13 protein-coding genes are annotated in these 15702 nt (G+C 72.1%); 9 read left to right on the top strand and 4 right to left on the bottom strand.

Annotation, left to right across the window (positions count from 1 at the left end; translation table 11 throughout):
- Positions 1-251 precede the first annotated feature (251 nt).
- Positions 252-2093 (bottom strand): DNA primase, encoded by a 1842-nt coding sequence (gene dnaG, locus AB0C16_RS33490; protein ID WP_357688939.1) that lies wholly within the window; start codon positions 2091-2093, stop codon positions 252-254.
- Positions 2094-2287: 194 nt separating this feature from the next.
- Here dnaG and AB0C16_RS33485 point away from each other — a divergent pair, with 194 nt between their 5' ends.
- Entirely contained in the window at positions 2288-3106 is an 819-nt protein-coding gene (locus AB0C16_RS33485) for a peptidoglycan DD-metalloendopeptidase family protein (RefSeq protein WP_357688937.1), read from the top strand.
- Positions 3107-3139: 33 nt separating this feature from the next.
- On the opposite strand, the gene AB0C16_RS33480 is transcribed toward AB0C16_RS33485, so the two are convergent.
- Positions 3140-4360: a deoxyguanosinetriphosphate triphosphohydrolase gene (locus AB0C16_RS33480; RefSeq protein WP_357688935.1), complete on the bottom strand. Its 1221-nt coding sequence runs from the start codon at positions 4358-4360 to the stop codon at positions 3140-3142.
- 80 nt (positions 4361-4440) lie between these two features.
- On the opposite strand from AB0C16_RS33480, the gene AB0C16_RS33475 reads away from it, so the two are divergent.
- Positions 4441-5937: a M48 family metallopeptidase gene (locus AB0C16_RS33475; protein WP_357688933.1), complete on the top strand. Its 1497-nt coding sequence runs from the start codon at positions 4441-4443 to the stop codon at positions 5935-5937.
- 6 nt (positions 5938-5943) lie between these two features.
- Here the strand turns inward: AB0C16_RS33475 and ppdK are convergent, their stop codons facing one another.
- Entirely contained in the window at positions 5944-8616 is a 2673-nt protein-coding gene (gene ppdK / locus AB0C16_RS33470; RefSeq protein WP_357688931.1) for a pyruvate, phosphate dikinase, read from the bottom strand.
- Positions 8617-8842: 226 nt separating this feature from the next.
- Between ppdK and AB0C16_RS33465 the strand changes: the two genes are divergently transcribed.
- The 7 genes from AB0C16_RS33465 (at position 8843) to AB0C16_RS33435 (ending at position 15171) form a co-directional block, all read left to right on the top strand.
- Positions 8843-10177, top strand: coding sequence for a cytochrome bc complex cytochrome b subunit (locus tag AB0C16_RS33465; protein WP_357688929.1), 1335 nt, complete (start codon positions 8843-8845; stop codon positions 10175-10177).
- A 58-nt stretch (positions 10178-10235) separates the two neighbouring features.
- Positions 10236-10724 carry a hypothetical protein gene (locus AB0C16_RS33460; protein ID WP_357688927.1) on the top strand — a complete coding sequence of 163 codons (489 nt, stop codon included), beginning with the start codon at positions 10236-10238 and terminating at the stop codon, positions 10722-10724.
- A gap of 61 nt (positions 10725-10785) precedes the next feature.
- A complete protein-coding gene (locus AB0C16_RS33455) occupies positions 10786-10992 on the top strand; it encodes a hypothetical protein (protein ID WP_357688925.1) in 207 nt (68 codons plus the stop codon).
- 256 nt (positions 10993-11248) lie between these two features.
- The gene (locus tag AB0C16_RS33450) at positions 11249-13552 is read left to right on the top strand and encodes a xanthine dehydrogenase family protein molybdopterin-binding subunit (RefSeq protein ID WP_357688993.1); all 2304 of its coding nucleotides are present in this window, start codon (positions 11249-11251) and stop codon (positions 13550-13552) included.
- Positions 13542-14009 carry a (2Fe-2S)-binding protein gene (locus tag AB0C16_RS33445; RefSeq protein ID WP_357688923.1) on the top strand — a complete coding sequence of 156 codons (468 nt, stop codon included), beginning with the start codon at positions 13542-13544 and terminating at the stop codon, positions 14007-14009. The genes AB0C16_RS33450 and AB0C16_RS33445 overlap by 11 nt, the downstream gene beginning before the upstream one ends.
- Positions 14006-14827 carry an FAD binding domain-containing protein gene (locus tag AB0C16_RS33440; protein ID WP_357688921.1) on the top strand — a complete coding sequence of 274 codons (822 nt, stop codon included), beginning with the start codon at positions 14006-14008 and terminating at the stop codon, positions 14825-14827. The genes AB0C16_RS33445 and AB0C16_RS33440 overlap by 4 nt, the downstream gene beginning before the upstream one ends.
- Before the next feature lie 167 nt (positions 14828-14994).
- Positions 14995-15171: a hypothetical protein gene (locus tag AB0C16_RS33435; protein WP_357688919.1), complete on the top strand. Its 177-nt coding sequence runs from the start codon at positions 14995-14997 to the stop codon at positions 15169-15171.
- A 12-nt stretch (positions 15172-15183) separates the two neighbouring features.
- Here the strand turns inward: AB0C16_RS33435 and AB0C16_RS33430 are convergent, their stop codons facing one another.
- Complete coding sequence (locus AB0C16_RS33430) at positions 15184-15684, bottom strand: MarR family transcriptional regulator (RefSeq protein WP_357688917.1); 501 nt, start codon at positions 15682-15684, stop codon at positions 15184-15186.
- Between the last annotated feature and the right edge of the window lie 18 nt (positions 15685-15702).

Genomic DNA, 15702 nt, shown 5'->3' with positions numbered 1-15702 from the left:
CCTCGCCGGAGCCATGGGACGGGTGGATACGGCCGGCCGTATCACCACCGCCGACCCCGCTGCATCTCTGGATCGCTCCACGCCCCCAGAGCCGACCACCCCCGCGCCACGCAGGGCCTCGCGCCACAGCCGGCCTCACGCCACAGCCGACCTCACGGCACGACCGGCGTCCCGACACGACCGACCTCACGGCACGATTGGCGTCCCGGCACAGCCAGCCCTCACGGCGTGGCGCGCCGGGCCGGGCTGGGTCAGCTGCCGGCGGCCCGGTCGCGCAGCACCCGGCGCTGCTGCTCGAGCGCGACCAGCTCGCCGAAGAGCCGGTTGTATTCCTGCTGCTCGTCCACCGGGTTGAGCCGCTGGATGCGCGACTTGACCTGCGCGATGGCCCGGTCGACCGCGATGGCCTCGATCGCCGCCAGCATGGCCGCGCCGTAGCGCTCCTCGGCGTGCGAGTCGGCCTGGATCGCCTCGACCGCGAACCGCGTCACCAGCACCCGCGCCACCTCGTCGTGCGCGTGCTCCAGCAGGCGGTCGACCCACTCCCTGCCTCCGACGCCGGCCGCGGCCGTGCCGCCCGCCGCGGCGATCACCTGGTGCAGCGTGACGTGGTCGGGCGCGGTGAACGCCTGGGGGTCGAGCGCGTCGAAGCGGGGGCCGAGCAGGGCCGGCCGCTGCACGGCCAGCTTGAGCAGCTCGGCCTCCACCCGCACGCCTGGGTCGACCGGCGCCGCCCGTCGCGCCTGCTGGGGCCGCCCGCGCTGGGCCCCGCCCACCTCGGCGATGCGCTGCATGACGAACCGCTCGTCCATGAACCCCAGCCACCGGTCGAGGTCGATGGCGTAGCGCTTGCGCAGGCCGACGTCCTTGATGGCGGCCACGATGGGCGCCGCCGCGTCGAGCGCCGCGATCTTGCCCTCGTTGCTGCGCAGGTCGTAGCGGGCGATCGTGTTACGCAGCGCGAACTGGAACAACGGCTCGCGGCTGGCGATGAGGTCGCGGACGGCCGCGTCGCCCTGCTTGACCCGCAGGTCGCACGGGTCGAGCCCGTCGGCCTGCACCGCCACGTAGGTCTGGGTGACGAACTTCTGCTCGTCGGCGAACGCCCGCAGGGCCGCCTTCTGGCCGGCCGCGTCGCCGTCGAAGGTGAAGATCACCTCGCCGCGGAACTCGGCCTGGTCGAGCAGGAAGCGGCGCAGGATCTTGATGTGCTCCTCGCCGAAGGAGGTGCCGCAGGTGGCCACGGCGGTCGGCACCCCGGCGAGGTGGCAGGCCATCACGTCGGTGTAGCCCTCGACGATCACCGCCTGGGCCCGCTTGGAGATCTCGCGCTTGGCCAGGTCGATGCCGTAGAGCACCTGGCTCTTCTTGTAGAGCGGCGACTCGGGCGTGTTGAGATATTTCGGCCCGTCGTCGGAGTCGAGCAGCTTGCGCGCCCCGAAGCCGATCACGTCGCCGGTGGCATCGCGGATCGGCCAGATCAGCCGCCCGCGGAACCGGTCGATGGGCCCCCGCCGCCCCTCCTTGACCAGCCCGCCCTTGATCAGCTCCTCGGCGGTGAACCCGCGGCCCATGAGGTGACGGGACAGCGCCTCCCACTCGGCGGGCGCGTAGCCGACGCCGAAGGTCTCGGCGTCGGCCCGCTCGAACCCGCGCTCGGAAAGGAAGCGCCGCCCCGCGGAGGCGTCGGGGCCGAGCAGCTTGGCGGCGTAGAACTCGGCGGCGGCCTTGTGCGCCTCGACCAGCCTGGCCCGCTCGCCGTGGTCTCGCCGCGGCACGTAGCCGCCCTGTTCGTACTGCAGTTGGATCCCGGCTCGCTGCGCGAGCCGCTCGACGGCCTCTCCGAACCCGAGGTGCTCGATCTTCTCGACGAACGTGATCACGTCGCCGCCCTCGCTGCAGCCGAAGCAGAAGTACATGCCGCGCTCGGGCGTGACGTTGAAGGACGGGCTCTTCTCGTCGTGGAACGGGCACAACCCCTTGAGGTTGCCGCCGCCGGCGTTGCGCAGCTGGATGTGCTCGCCGATCACATCGGCGATGGGTGATCGCTCGCGTACGAGCGCGATGTCGACGTCACGGATACGGCCGGCCACGCCGGTGAGTCTATTGCCGCCGGCCGACATTCCCAGCCTCGCGGTCGGGTGGGCAGCGAGCGGGATGTCACCTCGAGGACCGTAATGCGGAAAACGTATCCTCCCCGTTGTCCCCGTCAGCTACAAAGGTAAAGCTTGCGGTGTATACGGTGACACGGGTGGAGATCATGCGATCGGGGCGGATAGGACGATGGATGGCCCTGGCGGGGGCCGCGCTGGTGACCGGCGCCTGCGCCCAGGCGCCAGGGGTGGCGGGAGTGAGCGCCCAGTCGCCCGAGCCGGCGCCGCCCACCGAGGCCACGCCCGTGGTGACCGCGACCATCCCGAAGCCGTCCCCGTCGCGGCAGGCGGCCGTGAAGCCGCCCAAGGGCGACACCCCGGTCAAGGTGCCGCCGCCCAAGCTCTCCAAGCACACCTACGCCTTCCCCGTGCAGGGCTGCCGGGTCAGCTACCAGCGCAAACTGCTGACGCTGCCCAAGACGACGATCTGGGCCGCCCGCGGGTGCGCCTTCGTCGCCCCGGTCAGCGGCGTGGTGGACGAGGTCAACACCAAGAACCTGTGGCTTCCGACGACCGACGTGGGCGCCCACCGCGAGGGCAGGTTCGTCACGATCATCGGCGATGACGGCGTCCGCTATCTCGGCGGCCATCTCGACACGGTCGCCGATGGCATCCGGCCCGGCGTGCGGGTGGGGGCCGGTCAGTTGCTCGGCCGGGTCGGTTCGTCCGGCAACGCCCGCGACACCGGCACCAACCTGTACTTCGCGATCTCGTGGAAGACCGGCTCCTCCTACTGGTGGATCCGCCGGGGGATGGTCAACCCGTGGAACTACCTCGACTCCTGGATGTCGGGCAACAGGACGCTCTCCCCGAGTGAGGAGACGATGGCGCTGCGCGGCAGGCTGGGCGAGACGCCGCGCTGCACGATCCTGTGCAAGTCGAAGAAGGTGCCCAAGCCGACCAAGGAGCCCGAGGAGGAGGCCCCGGACGTGATCACGGTCGATCCGACCTGAGGTCCTCCGGTCCACGGGGACGCCTTGCGGCGGTCATCCGGAAAGACGCCGGTGCCAGGCGACGGCGGACGTGTCGGTGAGGGAGGCGATCTGGTCGATGACCACGCGGGCGCGGGCGGCGTCGTCGGGCGCGTCGAGGTAGGCCGGCCGGAACGCGGGTTCGAGGGTGCGCGGCGCGCCGAGGGTGATCAGGGAGGCCAGCTCGGTGATGAGCTCGCGCTGCCGGGCCTGGTTGGCGTGGTGGTCCTCGGTGGTCATGACGTAGTGGCCGGTGATGCCCTTGAGCAGGGCGCACTCCAGCTGAGTGGTCCGGGGCACGACCAGGTCGACGTGGTGGCGCGAGCCGTACCAGTCCTTGGTGGCGGTCTCAGCGGACCGGCAGAAGCGGCCGATGAGGCCGCTGGTGAGGGCCTTGAGCCCGGCCAGGTCGGCGAGGGTGGCGTCGAAGCGGCGCGGCCAGAGCGGGGAGGCGATCAGCCTGGTGAAGACGTCTTCGAGCTCGCCGAGGTCGGTGCCGGGGGCGTACCAGGCGGCGGTGAGCTCGCACACCTGCCGGCGCTCGATCGGCGACAGCAGCGCCTCGGGCGTGACGTGGTGGGAGTGCAGCGCGTCTTCGAGGTCGTGCACGGAGTAGGCCACGTCGTCGGCCCAGTCCATGATCTGGGCCTCGAAGCTCACCCTGCCGGGCGGGGCGCCCTCCCTGATCCACTCGAAGACCGGGAGGTCGTCGTCGTAGACGCCGAACTTCGGCGACGTGTCGCGGGTCCAGGGGTATTTGACGGACGCGTCGAGGGCGGCCCTGGTCAGGTTGAGGCCGGCGCTCCCGCCGTCCTCGGTGAGCACCTTGGCCTCGAGCCTGGTGAGCAGGCGCAGGCTCTGCGCGTTGCCCTCGAACCCGCCGCAGGTGCCGGCCAGCTCGTTGAGCGCCACCTCGCCGTTGTGCCCGAACGGCGGGTGGCCCAGGTCGTGGGCCAGGCAGGCGGTCTCCACCAGGTCGGGGTCGACGCCGAGCGTGGCGCCCATCTCCCTGCCGACCTGGCCGCACTCGAGGGAGTGGGTCAGCCGGGTGCGCGGGATGTGCTGGCCGCCGCCGAGCGTCTCGCCCGGGCCCACCACCTGCGTCTTGGCCGCCAGCCTGCGCAGGGCGGCGCTGTGCAGAATCCGGGCGCGGTCGCGTTCGAACGCGCTGCGCTCGGGGTTGCCGGGTGGTTCGGGAACCCATCGTGCCTGGTCGTGCTCGTCGTAGCGGGCCATTAGTGCAGCGATTTTATCCACTTTCCGGTCTCCGCTAGTGTCAAGTTTCGCGAGTACCCCTTCCCCGGGAGCCCTCCCCCATGACGACAGCGTTCCGCGCGGTTCTGGCCTGCGTGCTGCTGGCAGGTTTCTACGTGCTGGTCGGCGTGGTGGTGGCCGCGGCCGTCGTCATCGACGTCCTGCTGGTGGTCGACTTCCACGGCAACTGGCTGCGGGCCGCGATCGCGCTCACCCTGGCCGCCGGCGTGCTGGTGCGGGTCCTGGTCGTGGTCGGCCGGCGCGCGGGCGGCGAGGAGCCGGGCGTGCCGGTCACGCGCGGGGAGGAGCCCGCGCTCTGGCAGGCGGTCGACGACCTGGCCCGGCTGGTCGGCACCGCGCCGCCCGACGAGATCCGGCTGGTGCCCGAGGTCAACGCGGCGGTCTCGGAGGACACCCGGTTCCTGGGGCTGAGGTCCACCCGGCGGCGGATGTTCGTCGGGTTGCCGCTGCTGCAGGCGTTGACGGTCGACGAGATGCGGGCGGTGCTCGGCCACGAGCTGGGCCACTACAGCGGCGCGCACACCCGGCTGGGGGCGCCGGTCTACCGGGGCCGGGTGTCGCTGCTCGCGACCGTGCGCGCCCTCGGCGGGCATCCGCTCATCCGGCGCGTGTTCACCCTGTACGCCGGGCTCTACCTGCGTGTCTCCCAGGCCGTCTCGCGCCGGCAGGAGCTGGAGGCCGACCGGTTCGCGGTGGCCATCGGCGGCCAGCGGGCGATGGCCGGCGCGCTCCACAAGATCCACGGCACCGCGACCGCGTGGGGCCTCTACACAGCCGACTACCTGTCGATGACCGGCGCGGGCGGCTACCGGCCGGCCACGGTGTTCAACGGGTTCCACGCGATGGTGAGCGACCCGGTCAGGCAGGCCGAGATCGCCAGGCTGAGCGAGCAGCCCGCCGAGACCTCCCCCTACGACTCGCATCCGAGCCTGGCCGAGCGGCTGGCCGCGATCGAGCTGCTGCCCGAGCCGGAGCACGTGCCCGATCCCCGTCCGGCGCTGACGCTGCTGCGCGACGCCACAGCGGCGGTCCAGGCGGTCGAGCGGTCGATGTGGCGGCCCGAGGCGCTGGAGCTGCGGCCGGCGTCGTGGGACGAGCTGGTGGCCCAGGGGACGTACGCCGTGCGCAACGCCGAGGCGCTGCACGACCTGGCCGAGGCGGGCCGGCGGGTGGTGGGCGCCAACAGGCCCTATCTCGACGCGGCGTTCGAGGCGATCGCCCGGGGGCGGCAGGCGGAGCTGGAGGAGCGGCTGCGCGAGCTCGGCTGGCAGGCGTCCGAGACGATGCTGGCCGCGGTGCTCGGGCAGGCGCTGGAGGCCGTGCTCATCCAGCACGGCCAGGCCCGCTGGACCCTTTCCTGGTCGGGCCCGGCGCGCCTGCTCTTCGACGACGGCGAGGAGGTCGCGCTGGCGGAGTACGCGGCCCAGGTCGCGGCCAGCCCGTCCGCCGTTCCCGGGCTGCGCGAGTGGCTGGGCGAGCAGGGCGTGCGTCACGACTACGTGCCGGACCCCCAGCGGGTACGGCACGCGCCCGTGTGACGCCGGTCAGCGGCTGTCGGAGTCGTTCTCGCTGAGCGCGGCCCGTCCGGCCTCCAGGCGGGCGACCGGGATGCGGAACGGCGAGCAGGAGACGTAGTCGAGCCCGACGTCGTGGCAGAAGCGCACCGAGCCGGGGTCGCCGCCGTGCTCGCCGCAGATGCCGAGCTTGAGGCCGGGCCGGGCGGCGCGGCCCTCCTCGGTGGCGATCCTGACCAGGCGGCCGACGCCCTCCTGGTCGAGGGTCTCGAAGGGGGAGACGCCGAAGATGCCGAGCTCCAGGTAGCGGGAGAAGAACGCGGCCTCGACGTCGTCGCGGGAGAAGCCCCAGGCCATCTGGGTCAGGTCGTTGGTGCCGAAGGAGAAGAACTCGGCGGCCTCGGCCACCTGGCCCGCGGTCAGCGCCGCCCTCGGTGTCTCGATCATGGTGCCGACGAGGGCGTCCACTCCGGTCTCGGCCAGGATCGCGGCGGCCTCCTCACGGACGGCCTCCAGCTCCTGCACGGCGGCGATGAGCGGGATCATGATCTCCGGCCGGGCTCCGGGCACCTCCTTGGCGGCCTGGGCGATGGCCCGTACCTGCATGGCGAACAGGCCGGGGATGACCAGCCCGAGGCGCACACCGCGCAGGCCGAGCATGGGGTTCTGCTCGTGCAGTCTCTTGACGGCGGTCAGCAGCTCGCGGTCCTTGGCCGAGACCTCGCCGTGGCCGGCGTCGGCCAGCGCGATCTTGACGGACAGGTCGGTGAGGTCGGGCAGGAACTCGTGGAGGGGCGGGTCGATGAGGCGCACCGTCACCGGCAGGTCCCCCATCGCCTGAAATATCCCGATGAAGTCGGCCTTCTGGAGCGGCTCCAGGGCGTCCAGCGCGGCCTGCCGCTCCTGCTCGCCTGTGGCCAGCACCAGGTCCTCGACCAGCTGCCGGCGCTCGCCCAGGAACATGTGCTCGGTGCGGCAGAGGCCGATGCCCTGCGCGCCGAAGCGGCGGGCCCTGGCCGCGTCCTCGGGCGTGTCGGCGTTGGCCCGCACGCCCAGCCGGCGGGTCGCGTCGGCGTGCCGCATGATCCGGTCGACGGCCCGCACCAGCTCGCCCTCGCGATCCTGGCCGTCCTCCTGGAGTGCGCCACCGCGCTCGAAGTACTCGACCACGGCGGAGTCCACGACGGGCACCTCGCCGAGGAAGATCTCGCCGGTGGTGCCGTCGATGGAGATGACGTCGCCCTCTTCGACCACCACGCCGCCCGGCGCGGTGAACCTCCGCTCGGAAGTGGACACCTCGAGCTCCTCCGCGCCGCAGACGCAGGTCTTGCCCATGCCGCGGGCGACCACGGCGGCGTGCGAGGTCTTGCCGCCGCGGCTGGTGAGGACTCCGCGGGCGGCGATCATGCCGGCCAGGTCGTCGGGGTTGGTCTCGCGGCGCACCAGGATGACCTCCTCGCCCTGGCCGGCCAGCTCGACGGCGCGCTCGGAGGAGAAGACGGCCTTGCCGACGGCCGCGCCGGGCGAGGCGTTCATGCCTTTGGCGATCTTGTTCTTGGCGGCGTCGGTGTCGAAACGCGGGAACATCAGCTGGGCCAGCTGGTCACCCGTGACGCGGGTGACGGCCTCGTCGAGCGTGATGAGCTCCTGGTCGACCAGCTGGGTGGCGATCCGGAACGCGGCGGCGGCGGTGCGCTTGCCGACCCGGGTCTGCAGCATCCACAGCTTGCCGCGCTCGATGGTGAACTCGATGTCGCACAGGTCCCGGTAGTGGTTCTCGAGCTTCTCCATGATCGCCAGGAGCTCGTCGTAGCTGCTCTGGTCGAGGCGCTCCAGGTCCTGCAGCGGGATCGTGTTGCGGATGCCCGCGACGACGTCCTCCCCCTGCGCGTTCTGCAGGTAGTCGCCGTAGATGCCCTGGTGGCCGGAGCCGGGGTCGCGGGTGAAGGCGACGCCGGTGCCCGAGTCGTTGCCGCAGTTGCCGAAGACCATGGCGACGATGTTGACCGCGGTGCCGAGGTCGGCGGGGATGCGCTCCTGGCGGCGGTAGAGGATGGCGCGCGGGGCGTTCCAGGAGTCGAAGACCGCCATGACGGCCTGGCGCATCTGCTCGCGGGGGTCGGCGGGGAAGTCGTGGCCGGTCTGCTCGCGCACGATGCCCTTGAACGTCTCGACCAGCCCCTGCAGCTCGCCGGCCTCCAGGTCGGTGTCCTGCCGGTCGCCCTTGAGCGTCTCGAGCGCGTGCTCGAAGTGCTCGCCGTCGATGCCGAGCACGGTCTTGCCGAACATCTGGATCAGCCTGCGGTAGGAGTCCCAGGCGAAGCGGTCGTTGCCCCCGGCCTGCTTGGCCAGGCCGTGCACGGACTCGTCGTTGAGCCCGATGTTGAGCACGGTCTCCATCATGCCGGGCATCGAGAACTTGGCGCCCGAGCGGACACTGACCAGCAGCGGGTCGTCGGCCTGGCCGAGTGTGCGGCCCATCCGCCGCTCCAGGGCGGCCAGATGCTCCGCGACCTCCCGCTCGAAGCCGTCGGGGACCGTGCCCTGCGTGAGGTAGTGCCGGCAGGCCTCGGTGGTGATCGTGAACCCGGGCGGAACCGGCAACCCAAGGTTGGTCATCTCGGCGAGGTTGGCTCCCTTGCCGCCGAGAAGATCTTTGAGGTGCCTGTTGCCCTCGGTGAAATCGTAAACGAACTTGGCCACCACAGCTCCAATCAACGCCTCTGATCGGGACTCTACCGGTGACTTTGCCGACGAAACTGCACCCATCGGTTAAGTCATCGTTTCCGCAGGTAGAACGGCGTACACCGGTCTAATCCAATTGATATTCGCGTGGCTGACGAAGTGGTTTATACCAATTGGTTTACACCAATTCTTGAGAAACCCGAAGGACCAGTGCACAATCGGATCACCCCCACAGGAGGCGCCCGTGGCCACTCCGACGAAGCCCCAGCGCCGCGCCCGGCTGGTCGCCGGATCCGCGCGGGCCGCGCAGGGCGGCGCGCTCTACGTCGACGACCGGCTCGGCCTGGGCCGCTGGCTCCGCCCCAACCTGCGCAAGCTCTTCCCGAGCCACTGGTCGTTCCTGCTGGGCGAGCTGGCGCTCTACTCGTTCGTGCTGATCGTGCTGACCGGGACCTTTCTCACGTTCTTCTACCAGCCCGACCCCGATGTGGCGTTCGCGTCGGTGCGGGAGATCAGCCTGGAGATCCGCGGCGGCCTGCTGGTGCGGCAGTTGCACCACTGGGCGGCGACGGTGTTCGTGCTGTCGATCGTGGCCCACCTGTTCCGCGTCTACTTCACCGGCGCCTTCCGCAAGCCGCGCGAGCTGACGTGGATGCTGGGCGTGATGCTGTTCGGGCTGGTGCTGTTCGAGTCGTTCCTGGGCGTCTCCCTCACCGCCGACCAGCTGGGCTTCACCGGGCTGCGGGAGGCGCAGGGGCTGCTGCTGTCGATCCCGCTGGTCGGCACGTACCTGTCGCGGTTCGTCTTCGACGGCGGATTCCCCGGCGAGGTCATCCCGCGGTTATTCGTCACGCACGTGCTGCTGGTCCCGGGGATCCTGCTGGCCGTGGTGCCGCTGCACGGGCTGATCCTGACCTGGCGGCAGAAGCACACCGAGCGCCGGGTCCCCGGCTCCGACGAGTCGCGGGTGACGGGCGGCCCCTTCTTCCCCTACTTCGCGGTCAAGAACGGCGCCACCGCCCTGTTCACGATGGGGGCGATCGCGCTGCTGGCCACGTTCGCCCGGGTCAACCCGGTGTGGGAGCACGGCGCCTACCGGCCGGGCGAGGCGCCGCCGTCGGCCCAGCCGTTCTGGTACTTCGGCGTGCTCGACGGCGCCCTGCGCCTGACCCCGCCCTGGGAGATCACGCTGGGCGGGTACGTGCTGCAGGTGGGGCTCTGGATCCCCATGCTCGTGCTGGCGTGCTTCTTCGGGGTGCTCCTGTGCTACCCGTTCATCGACCGCCGCCTGACCGGCGACCGCGGCTCTCACCACCTGCTGGACCGTCCCTCCGACGCCCCGGTGCGCACGGCGACGGGCATCGCGGTCATCACCTTCTTCGCGGTGGTCTGGGCGGCGACCTGGGTCTCGGAGATCCCTCCCGACCCCGGCGCGCCGACACCGCTGCTCGCCGCCCCGCACGACACCTACCAGGCCATCGTGTGGGGGCTGCGCGTCGCGGTGTTCGTGCTCCCCCCGATCGCCTACGCCATCACCCTGGCCTACTGCCGCCGCCGGGCCCGTCACAGCCCGGCGTGACCCTTTGCGGCCTGTTCCGCGACCGGACGGTGATCGGGAAGTGCGACCCTCGGGATCCATGCTCCTGCGCGCACCGCACCGCCTGGCCGCCGTGACCGCCTGCTTCCTCTGGGCGATTCCGGCATGCTCCGCCGGTACGGCGACCACCACGGCCACGGCCGTGCAGGACGCGCCCCCGCGCTCGGCCGAGGCGCCCGGGCCCGGACCGGCGATCGAGCGCCGCCACGCGACCTACCTGCGGCCCGGCGACTGCCTGCTGGACCTCCCCCGCGACCTCGTCGCGACGGTCGTGCCGTGCGGGCACCCGCACGCCGCCGAGTACGCCTCCATCTACGTGCTGCCCGAGGGCTCCTGGCCCGGCGTGGAGAAGGCGACGCGGCGGGCCCTGGAGTGGTGCGCCCCGAGGCTGCGGGTCAAGGCGTCGAAGCGCGAGGCTGTCGAGGCCGGTGCGCTCCCGCCCCTGGAACACGAGTGGCCGGGCGAGCGGACGGCCTACTGCCTGGCGGTCCCCCGCAAGGGTGACCTGGTCGGGCGGGTGCTGGAGTAGGGCCGGGGCGGGCCCCCGGCGGCGGCTCACCCACCTGGGAGAACACGGCCACCCGGCCGCCGTGGGACTCGGCGATCTGGCGGACGATGGCCAGGCCGAGGCCGGTGTGCCGGTCGCGGCGGCTGGCCTCGCCGCGCTGGCGGCCACCGCGCGGCGCGTCGAGGTCGCCGATCGTCTCCAGGCCCGGGGCCGGCCGCCGGGTGAGGGTCAGCCCGCGTTCGGCCGCCGGCGCGGCGAACTCCGGCCGCCGTGGCGCTCAGCCCGGTGAGGCGGGCCGTAGAGGCCGCCTCCCGCGGTCCCGGCCAGGTCGCGCAGCGCGGGGTCCTCGGGCGGCGACGTGGCCTGCGAGCAGGAGCCGGGCCGCGGAGTGGTAGTCGAGCAGGTAGGTGAACTGCACCCGCCCGGTCAGGTCGGCCGGCGCGAGATGGCGCAGAGGTCTTGCCGGGGAGGCCCGACACGGACAAGATAAGTAGCCATACTCCTAACGACGCCTGCTTTGGCAGCCACGGAGGTGGCCCGTGACGATGATCGGCTCGGCTGTACCACGCAAGGAGGACGCCGCGCTGCTGACCGGACGCGGCACGTTCGTGGACGACATCCATCGTCCCGGACTGCTCCATATGGTCTACGTGCACAGTGACGAGGCCCACGCGCGCATCACCCACATCGACGCGGAGGCGGCAAGGGCCCTGCCCGGCGTGCTCGGCGTGTGGACCGCGAAGGACTTCGCCGAGCTCCCGGCCAGACCGTCCGTCCCCGGCCTGGAGCGCGGCTACCTGGCCGGCGACAAGGTCCACTACGTCGGCGAGCCGGTGGCCGTCGTGGTCGCGGCCGACCGCTACCTCGCCGCGGACGCGGCCAGGGCGGTGAAGGTGGGGTACGAGCCGCTGCCGGTGATGGCGACGGTGGCCGACGCGCTCGCGCCGGACGCCGTCCCCATCTTCGCGCCGCTGGAGAGCAACCTCGCGCTGGAGCAGCAGGTGACGCCGCACGACGTGGCGGCCGAGCTGGAGGCCGCCCCGCGTCGCCTGCGCGCCCGCCTGGTCAACCAGCGCTGCGCCGGCGCGCCCATGGAGCCGTACGGCGTGCTCGCCGACTGGACCGGGGCCGGGCCGACCGTCTGGGCCACGGTGCAGGCGCCGCACCGGGTCCGGGCGGAGATCGCCGAGCGGTTCGGGCTCGCCAGGCACCTCGTCCGGGTCGTCGCGCCCGACGTCGGCGGTGCCTTCGGGGTGAAGTCGTCGTTCATGCCCGAGTTGTTTCTCGCGCCCGAGCTGTCGCGCAGGCTCGGCCGGCCGGTCAAGTTCGTCGAGACCCGCGGCGAGCACATGGTGCACACCTACCACGGCCGCGACCAGATCCAGGACCTCGAGGTCGGGTTCGACGACGAGGGCACGATCCTGGCCCTGGACGTCACGATCACCGTCAACACCGGCGGCGTGCCGGACCCGGTGGGCATCGGCCTGGCCACGCTCACCTCCTACATGCTCAGCGGCTGCTACCGGATACCGAAGATCGCCGCACGGTTCAGAAGCGTCGTTACCAATACAACGCCTACCGCATCCTACCGGGGAGCCGGCCGGCCCGAGGCGAGCTTCCTGATCGAGCGGGCCGTCGACCTCGTCGCCCACGAGCTCGGCAAGGACCCCGCCGACGTCAGGCGGGCGAACCTGATCCAGCCGGGCGAGATGCCGTACCAGACCCCGTTCGAGGGGATCGTGTACGACGAGGCCGACTACCCGGCCGCCCTGGAGCTGCTGCTGAGCGAGCTGGACTACGCCGGGCTGCGTGAGGAGCAGGAGCGGCGGCGCGCGGATCCCGGCGCCAGGCTGCTCGGCGTCGGGCTGTCCACGTTCGTGGAGATGGGCGGTTTCGGGCCCACGCCGCTGTTCGAGCAGTTCGGCTACATCGGCGGCTGGGAGTCGGCGAACGTCCGGCTGCAACCGGACGGCTCGGCGATCATCCTGGTCGGCACGGCCCCGCACGGGCAGGGCCACCAGACCGCCCTGGCCCAGATCGCCGCCGACGAGCTGGGCGTGCCCTTCGACGCCATCAGCGTGCTCTACGGCGACACCGCAGTCGTGCAGGAGGGCATCGGCACGATGGGCAGCCGGGGCATGCCGGTCGCGGGCAACGCCGTACGGCAGGCCGCGGTGGACGTGGCGGCCAAGGCCAGGCGCATCGCGGCGCACATGCTGGAGGCCGCGCCGGACGACCTGGTGAGGGTCGACGGGGCATTCCAGGTCAAGGGGGTTTCCGAGGCGACGGTGAGCCTGGCCGCGGTGGCCGAGCGCTCCTTCAAGCCGCACCTGCTCCCCGAGGACACCGGACTCGGCCTGGAGTGCACCGCGTACTACGAGCCGAAGAACCTGAGCTACCCGAGCGGCGCGCACGGCTGCGTGGTGGAGATCGACCGGGACACCGGGCGCGTGCACATCCTGCGCTACGTGTGCGTGGACGACTGCGGGACCGTCATCAACCCGCTGAACGCGCGCGGCCAGATCCACGGCGGGGTGGCGCAGGGCATCGCGCAGGCGCTGTACGAGAAGGTCTCCTTCGACGCCGACGGCAGGCCGCTCACCGCCTCGTTCGAGGACTACATGGTGCCGGGCGTGCTCGACCTGCCCCGCTACGAGACCCACCACATCGAGACCAAGTCCAGCTTCAACCCGCTCGGCGCCAAGGGGCTCGGCGAGGCGGGGGCGACGGCCGCGCCGCAGGCCGTGGTGAACGCCGTCGTGGACGCGCTCGCCCACCTCGGGGTGCGCGATGTGGAGATGCCCTGCACACCGGAACGAGTCTGGAAGGCCATGCGCCATGCGAGTTGAGATCACCGTCAACGGGCAACCGCACAGTGCGGAGGTCGAGTCCCGGCTGCTGCTCGCCCACTTCCTGCGCGACGTGCTGTCCCTGACCGGCACCCACGTCGGCTGCGACACCTCCAGCTGCGGCGCCTGCACGGTCCTGCTCGACGGTGTCGCGGTGAAGTCCTGCACCGTCCTGGCCGCCCAGGCCGACGGCTGCGCGGTCACCACGATCGAAGGGCTGGCCGGGCCGGACGGGCTGTCACCCGTGCAGGAGGGCTTCCGGCAGTGTCACGGCCTGCAGTGCGGATACTGCACGCCGGGAATGGTCATGGCCGCCACCGCGCTGCTCAGCGAACGGCCCGACCCGTCGGAACAGGAGATCCGCGACGGCCTCAAGGGCAACATGTGCCGGTGCACCGGCTACCAGATGATCGTCGAGTCGGTCCAGTGGGCGGCCGCGAACGGAGGCGCGCGATGATCCCGGCGGGCTTCTCCTACGTGCGCGCGGGCTCCGTCCAGGAGGCCCTCGACGAGCTCGCCCGGCACGGCGGGGCCGCGAGGCTGCTGGCCGGCGGCCACTCGCTGCTGCCGGCCATGAAGCTGCGGCGGGCCGAGCCGGGCGTCCTGGTCGACATCGGCCGCCTCGGCGAGCTCTCCTACGTCAGAGTGGACGGCGACCGGATCGCGGTCGGCGCGCTCACCAGCCACCGGACCCTGGAACGCGACCCGCTGGTGGCCGAGCACGTGCCGTTGCTGGCCGCCGCCGCGTGCCGGATCGGCGACCCCCAGGTGCGCAACCGGGGCACGATCGGCGGCTCGCTGGCGCACGCGGACCCGGCCGCCGACCTGGCCGCCGCGGTGCTCGCCCTGGACGGCGTGCTCGTCGCCCGCGGCCCGTCGGGTGTCCGGGAGATCCCGGCGCGGGAGTTCTTCACCGGCCCGCGGCGGAGCGCGCTGGCGGCGGACGAGATGCTCACCGAGATCCGGCTGCCGGCCGCCGGCGGCCTGCCGTACGCCTTCGAGAAGTTCAGCCGCCGTGCCCTGGACTGGGCCGTGGTCGGGGTCGCCGTCCAGTCGCGGCCCGGCGGTGGTGCGGCCGTCGCGCTGATCGGCATGGGGCCGACGCCGCTGCGGGCGACGGCGGTGGAGGAGGCGCTGGCGGCGGGAACGCCCGCGGCGGAGGCCGCCGGGCTCGCCTCACGAGGCTGCGAACCACCCGACAACGTCGTGGCGAGCTCGGCGTACCGCGCGCACCTCGCCGAAGTCCTGGTCGGCCGCGCGCTGACCGCCCTGTAGGTAGCCGGCGGGCGGGTTCGGCTCGCGAAACACACCAAGACACACCAAGGCCGGCGGGCGCCGTGATGGCGCCGTGATGGCGCCCGCCGGCCTCGCCGTCCGGGTGGTGGACCGGTTTGCCCGGTGAGCCCTCGGGGAGGGGAACAGAAGTGGTGTAGGGGGAAAAGATGCGCAAGCAACCGGTTCGCGGGGGCGAGCAGGCGGCGGGCAGCGCCGGCCGGGCCACCGGGAACGAACAGGCAGAAGAGGAGACCTGGCGCCGCCCGTCGGGGGCCACGCCGGGGCTGGAGGCCGACGACGAGTTCGAGCGGCTCAAGGAGCTCAATCCGGACGACTTCGAGTGACGCCGGGCCCGCTCAGCTCAGATCATCGGGGCGGGCGGCGACCAGGCGCGACAGCAGCGACGTGAGGTGCCGCCGCTCACCGCTGGTCAGGGTGGCGAACCACTCGCGTTCGCGCGCCTCCTGGAGCGCGTACGTCTCACGTACCGCGAGGTCGCCCTTGGGGGTGAGGGCGACCACCTGGGCGCGCCGGTCGCCCGGCAGAGGGCGACGCTCCACCAGGCCGTCGCGCTCCAGGGTGTGAACGGCGTTGGTGACCGCGGAGCGGGACATGGCCGAGACCTCGGCCAGGCGCACGGGCTGGGTGGGCCCGAGCATCCACAGCTTGAACATCAGCCGGAACCCCGGCAGTGTCCAGCCACGCGGCCGGTGTATGCGGGTCTCCAGATCGTTGACCAGCAAGGTGGACAGGTGGAGGAGGTTGTAGGCGAGCGCGAACGCCTCCGGGTCCTCGCCCAGGTCCGACAGGCGCTCGCGGGCGAACGACTCGTAGCGGAAGTCGGCTCGATCCTGCATGGGGGAAGTCTTGCATCC

Source organism: Nonomuraea sp. NPDC048916 (assembly GCF_040649575.1).
Classification (GTDB): domain Bacteria; phylum Actinomycetota; class Actinomycetes; order Streptosporangiales; family Streptosporangiaceae; genus Nonomuraea.
This window is presented reverse-complemented; position numbering and strand designations above follow the sequence as displayed.

Excerpts from the sequence above, each read along its gene's own strand:
- AB0C16_RS33485 (WP_357688937.1), top strand. The coding sequence starts at position 2,288 with ATGGCCCTGGCGGGGGCCGCGCTGGTGACCGGCGCCTGCGCCCAGGCG.
- AB0C16_RS33480 (WP_357688935.1), bottom strand. The coding sequence starts at position 4,360 with ATGGCCCGCTACGACGAGCACGACCAGGCACGATGGGTTCCCGAACCA.
- AB0C16_RS33475 (WP_357688933.1), top strand. The coding sequence starts at position 4,441 with ATGACGACAGCGTTCCGCGCGGTTCTGGCCTGCGTGCTGCTGGCAGGT.
- AB0C16_RS33460 (WP_357688927.1), top strand. The coding sequence starts at position 10,236 with ATGCTCCTGCGCGCACCGCACCGCCTGGCCGCCGTGACCGCCTGCTTC.
- AB0C16_RS33450 (WP_357688993.1), top strand. The coding sequence starts at position 11,249 with ATGATCGGCTCGGCTGTACCACGCAAGGAGGACGCCGCGCTGCTGACC.
- AB0C16_RS33445 (WP_357688923.1), top strand. The coding sequence starts at position 13,542 with ATGCGAGTTGAGATCACCGTCAACGGGCAACCGCACAGTGCGGAGGTC.
- AB0C16_RS33440 (WP_357688921.1), top strand. The coding sequence starts at position 14,006 with ATGATCCCGGCGGGCTTCTCCTACGTGCGCGCGGGCTCCGTCCAGGAG.
- AB0C16_RS33435 (WP_357688919.1), top strand. The coding sequence starts at position 14,995 with ATGCGCAAGCAACCGGTTCGCGGGGGCGAGCAGGCGGCGGGCAGCGCC.
- AB0C16_RS33430 (WP_357688917.1), bottom strand. The coding sequence starts at position 15,684 with ATGCAGGATCGAGCCGACTTCCGCTACGAGTCGTTCGCCCGCGAGCGC.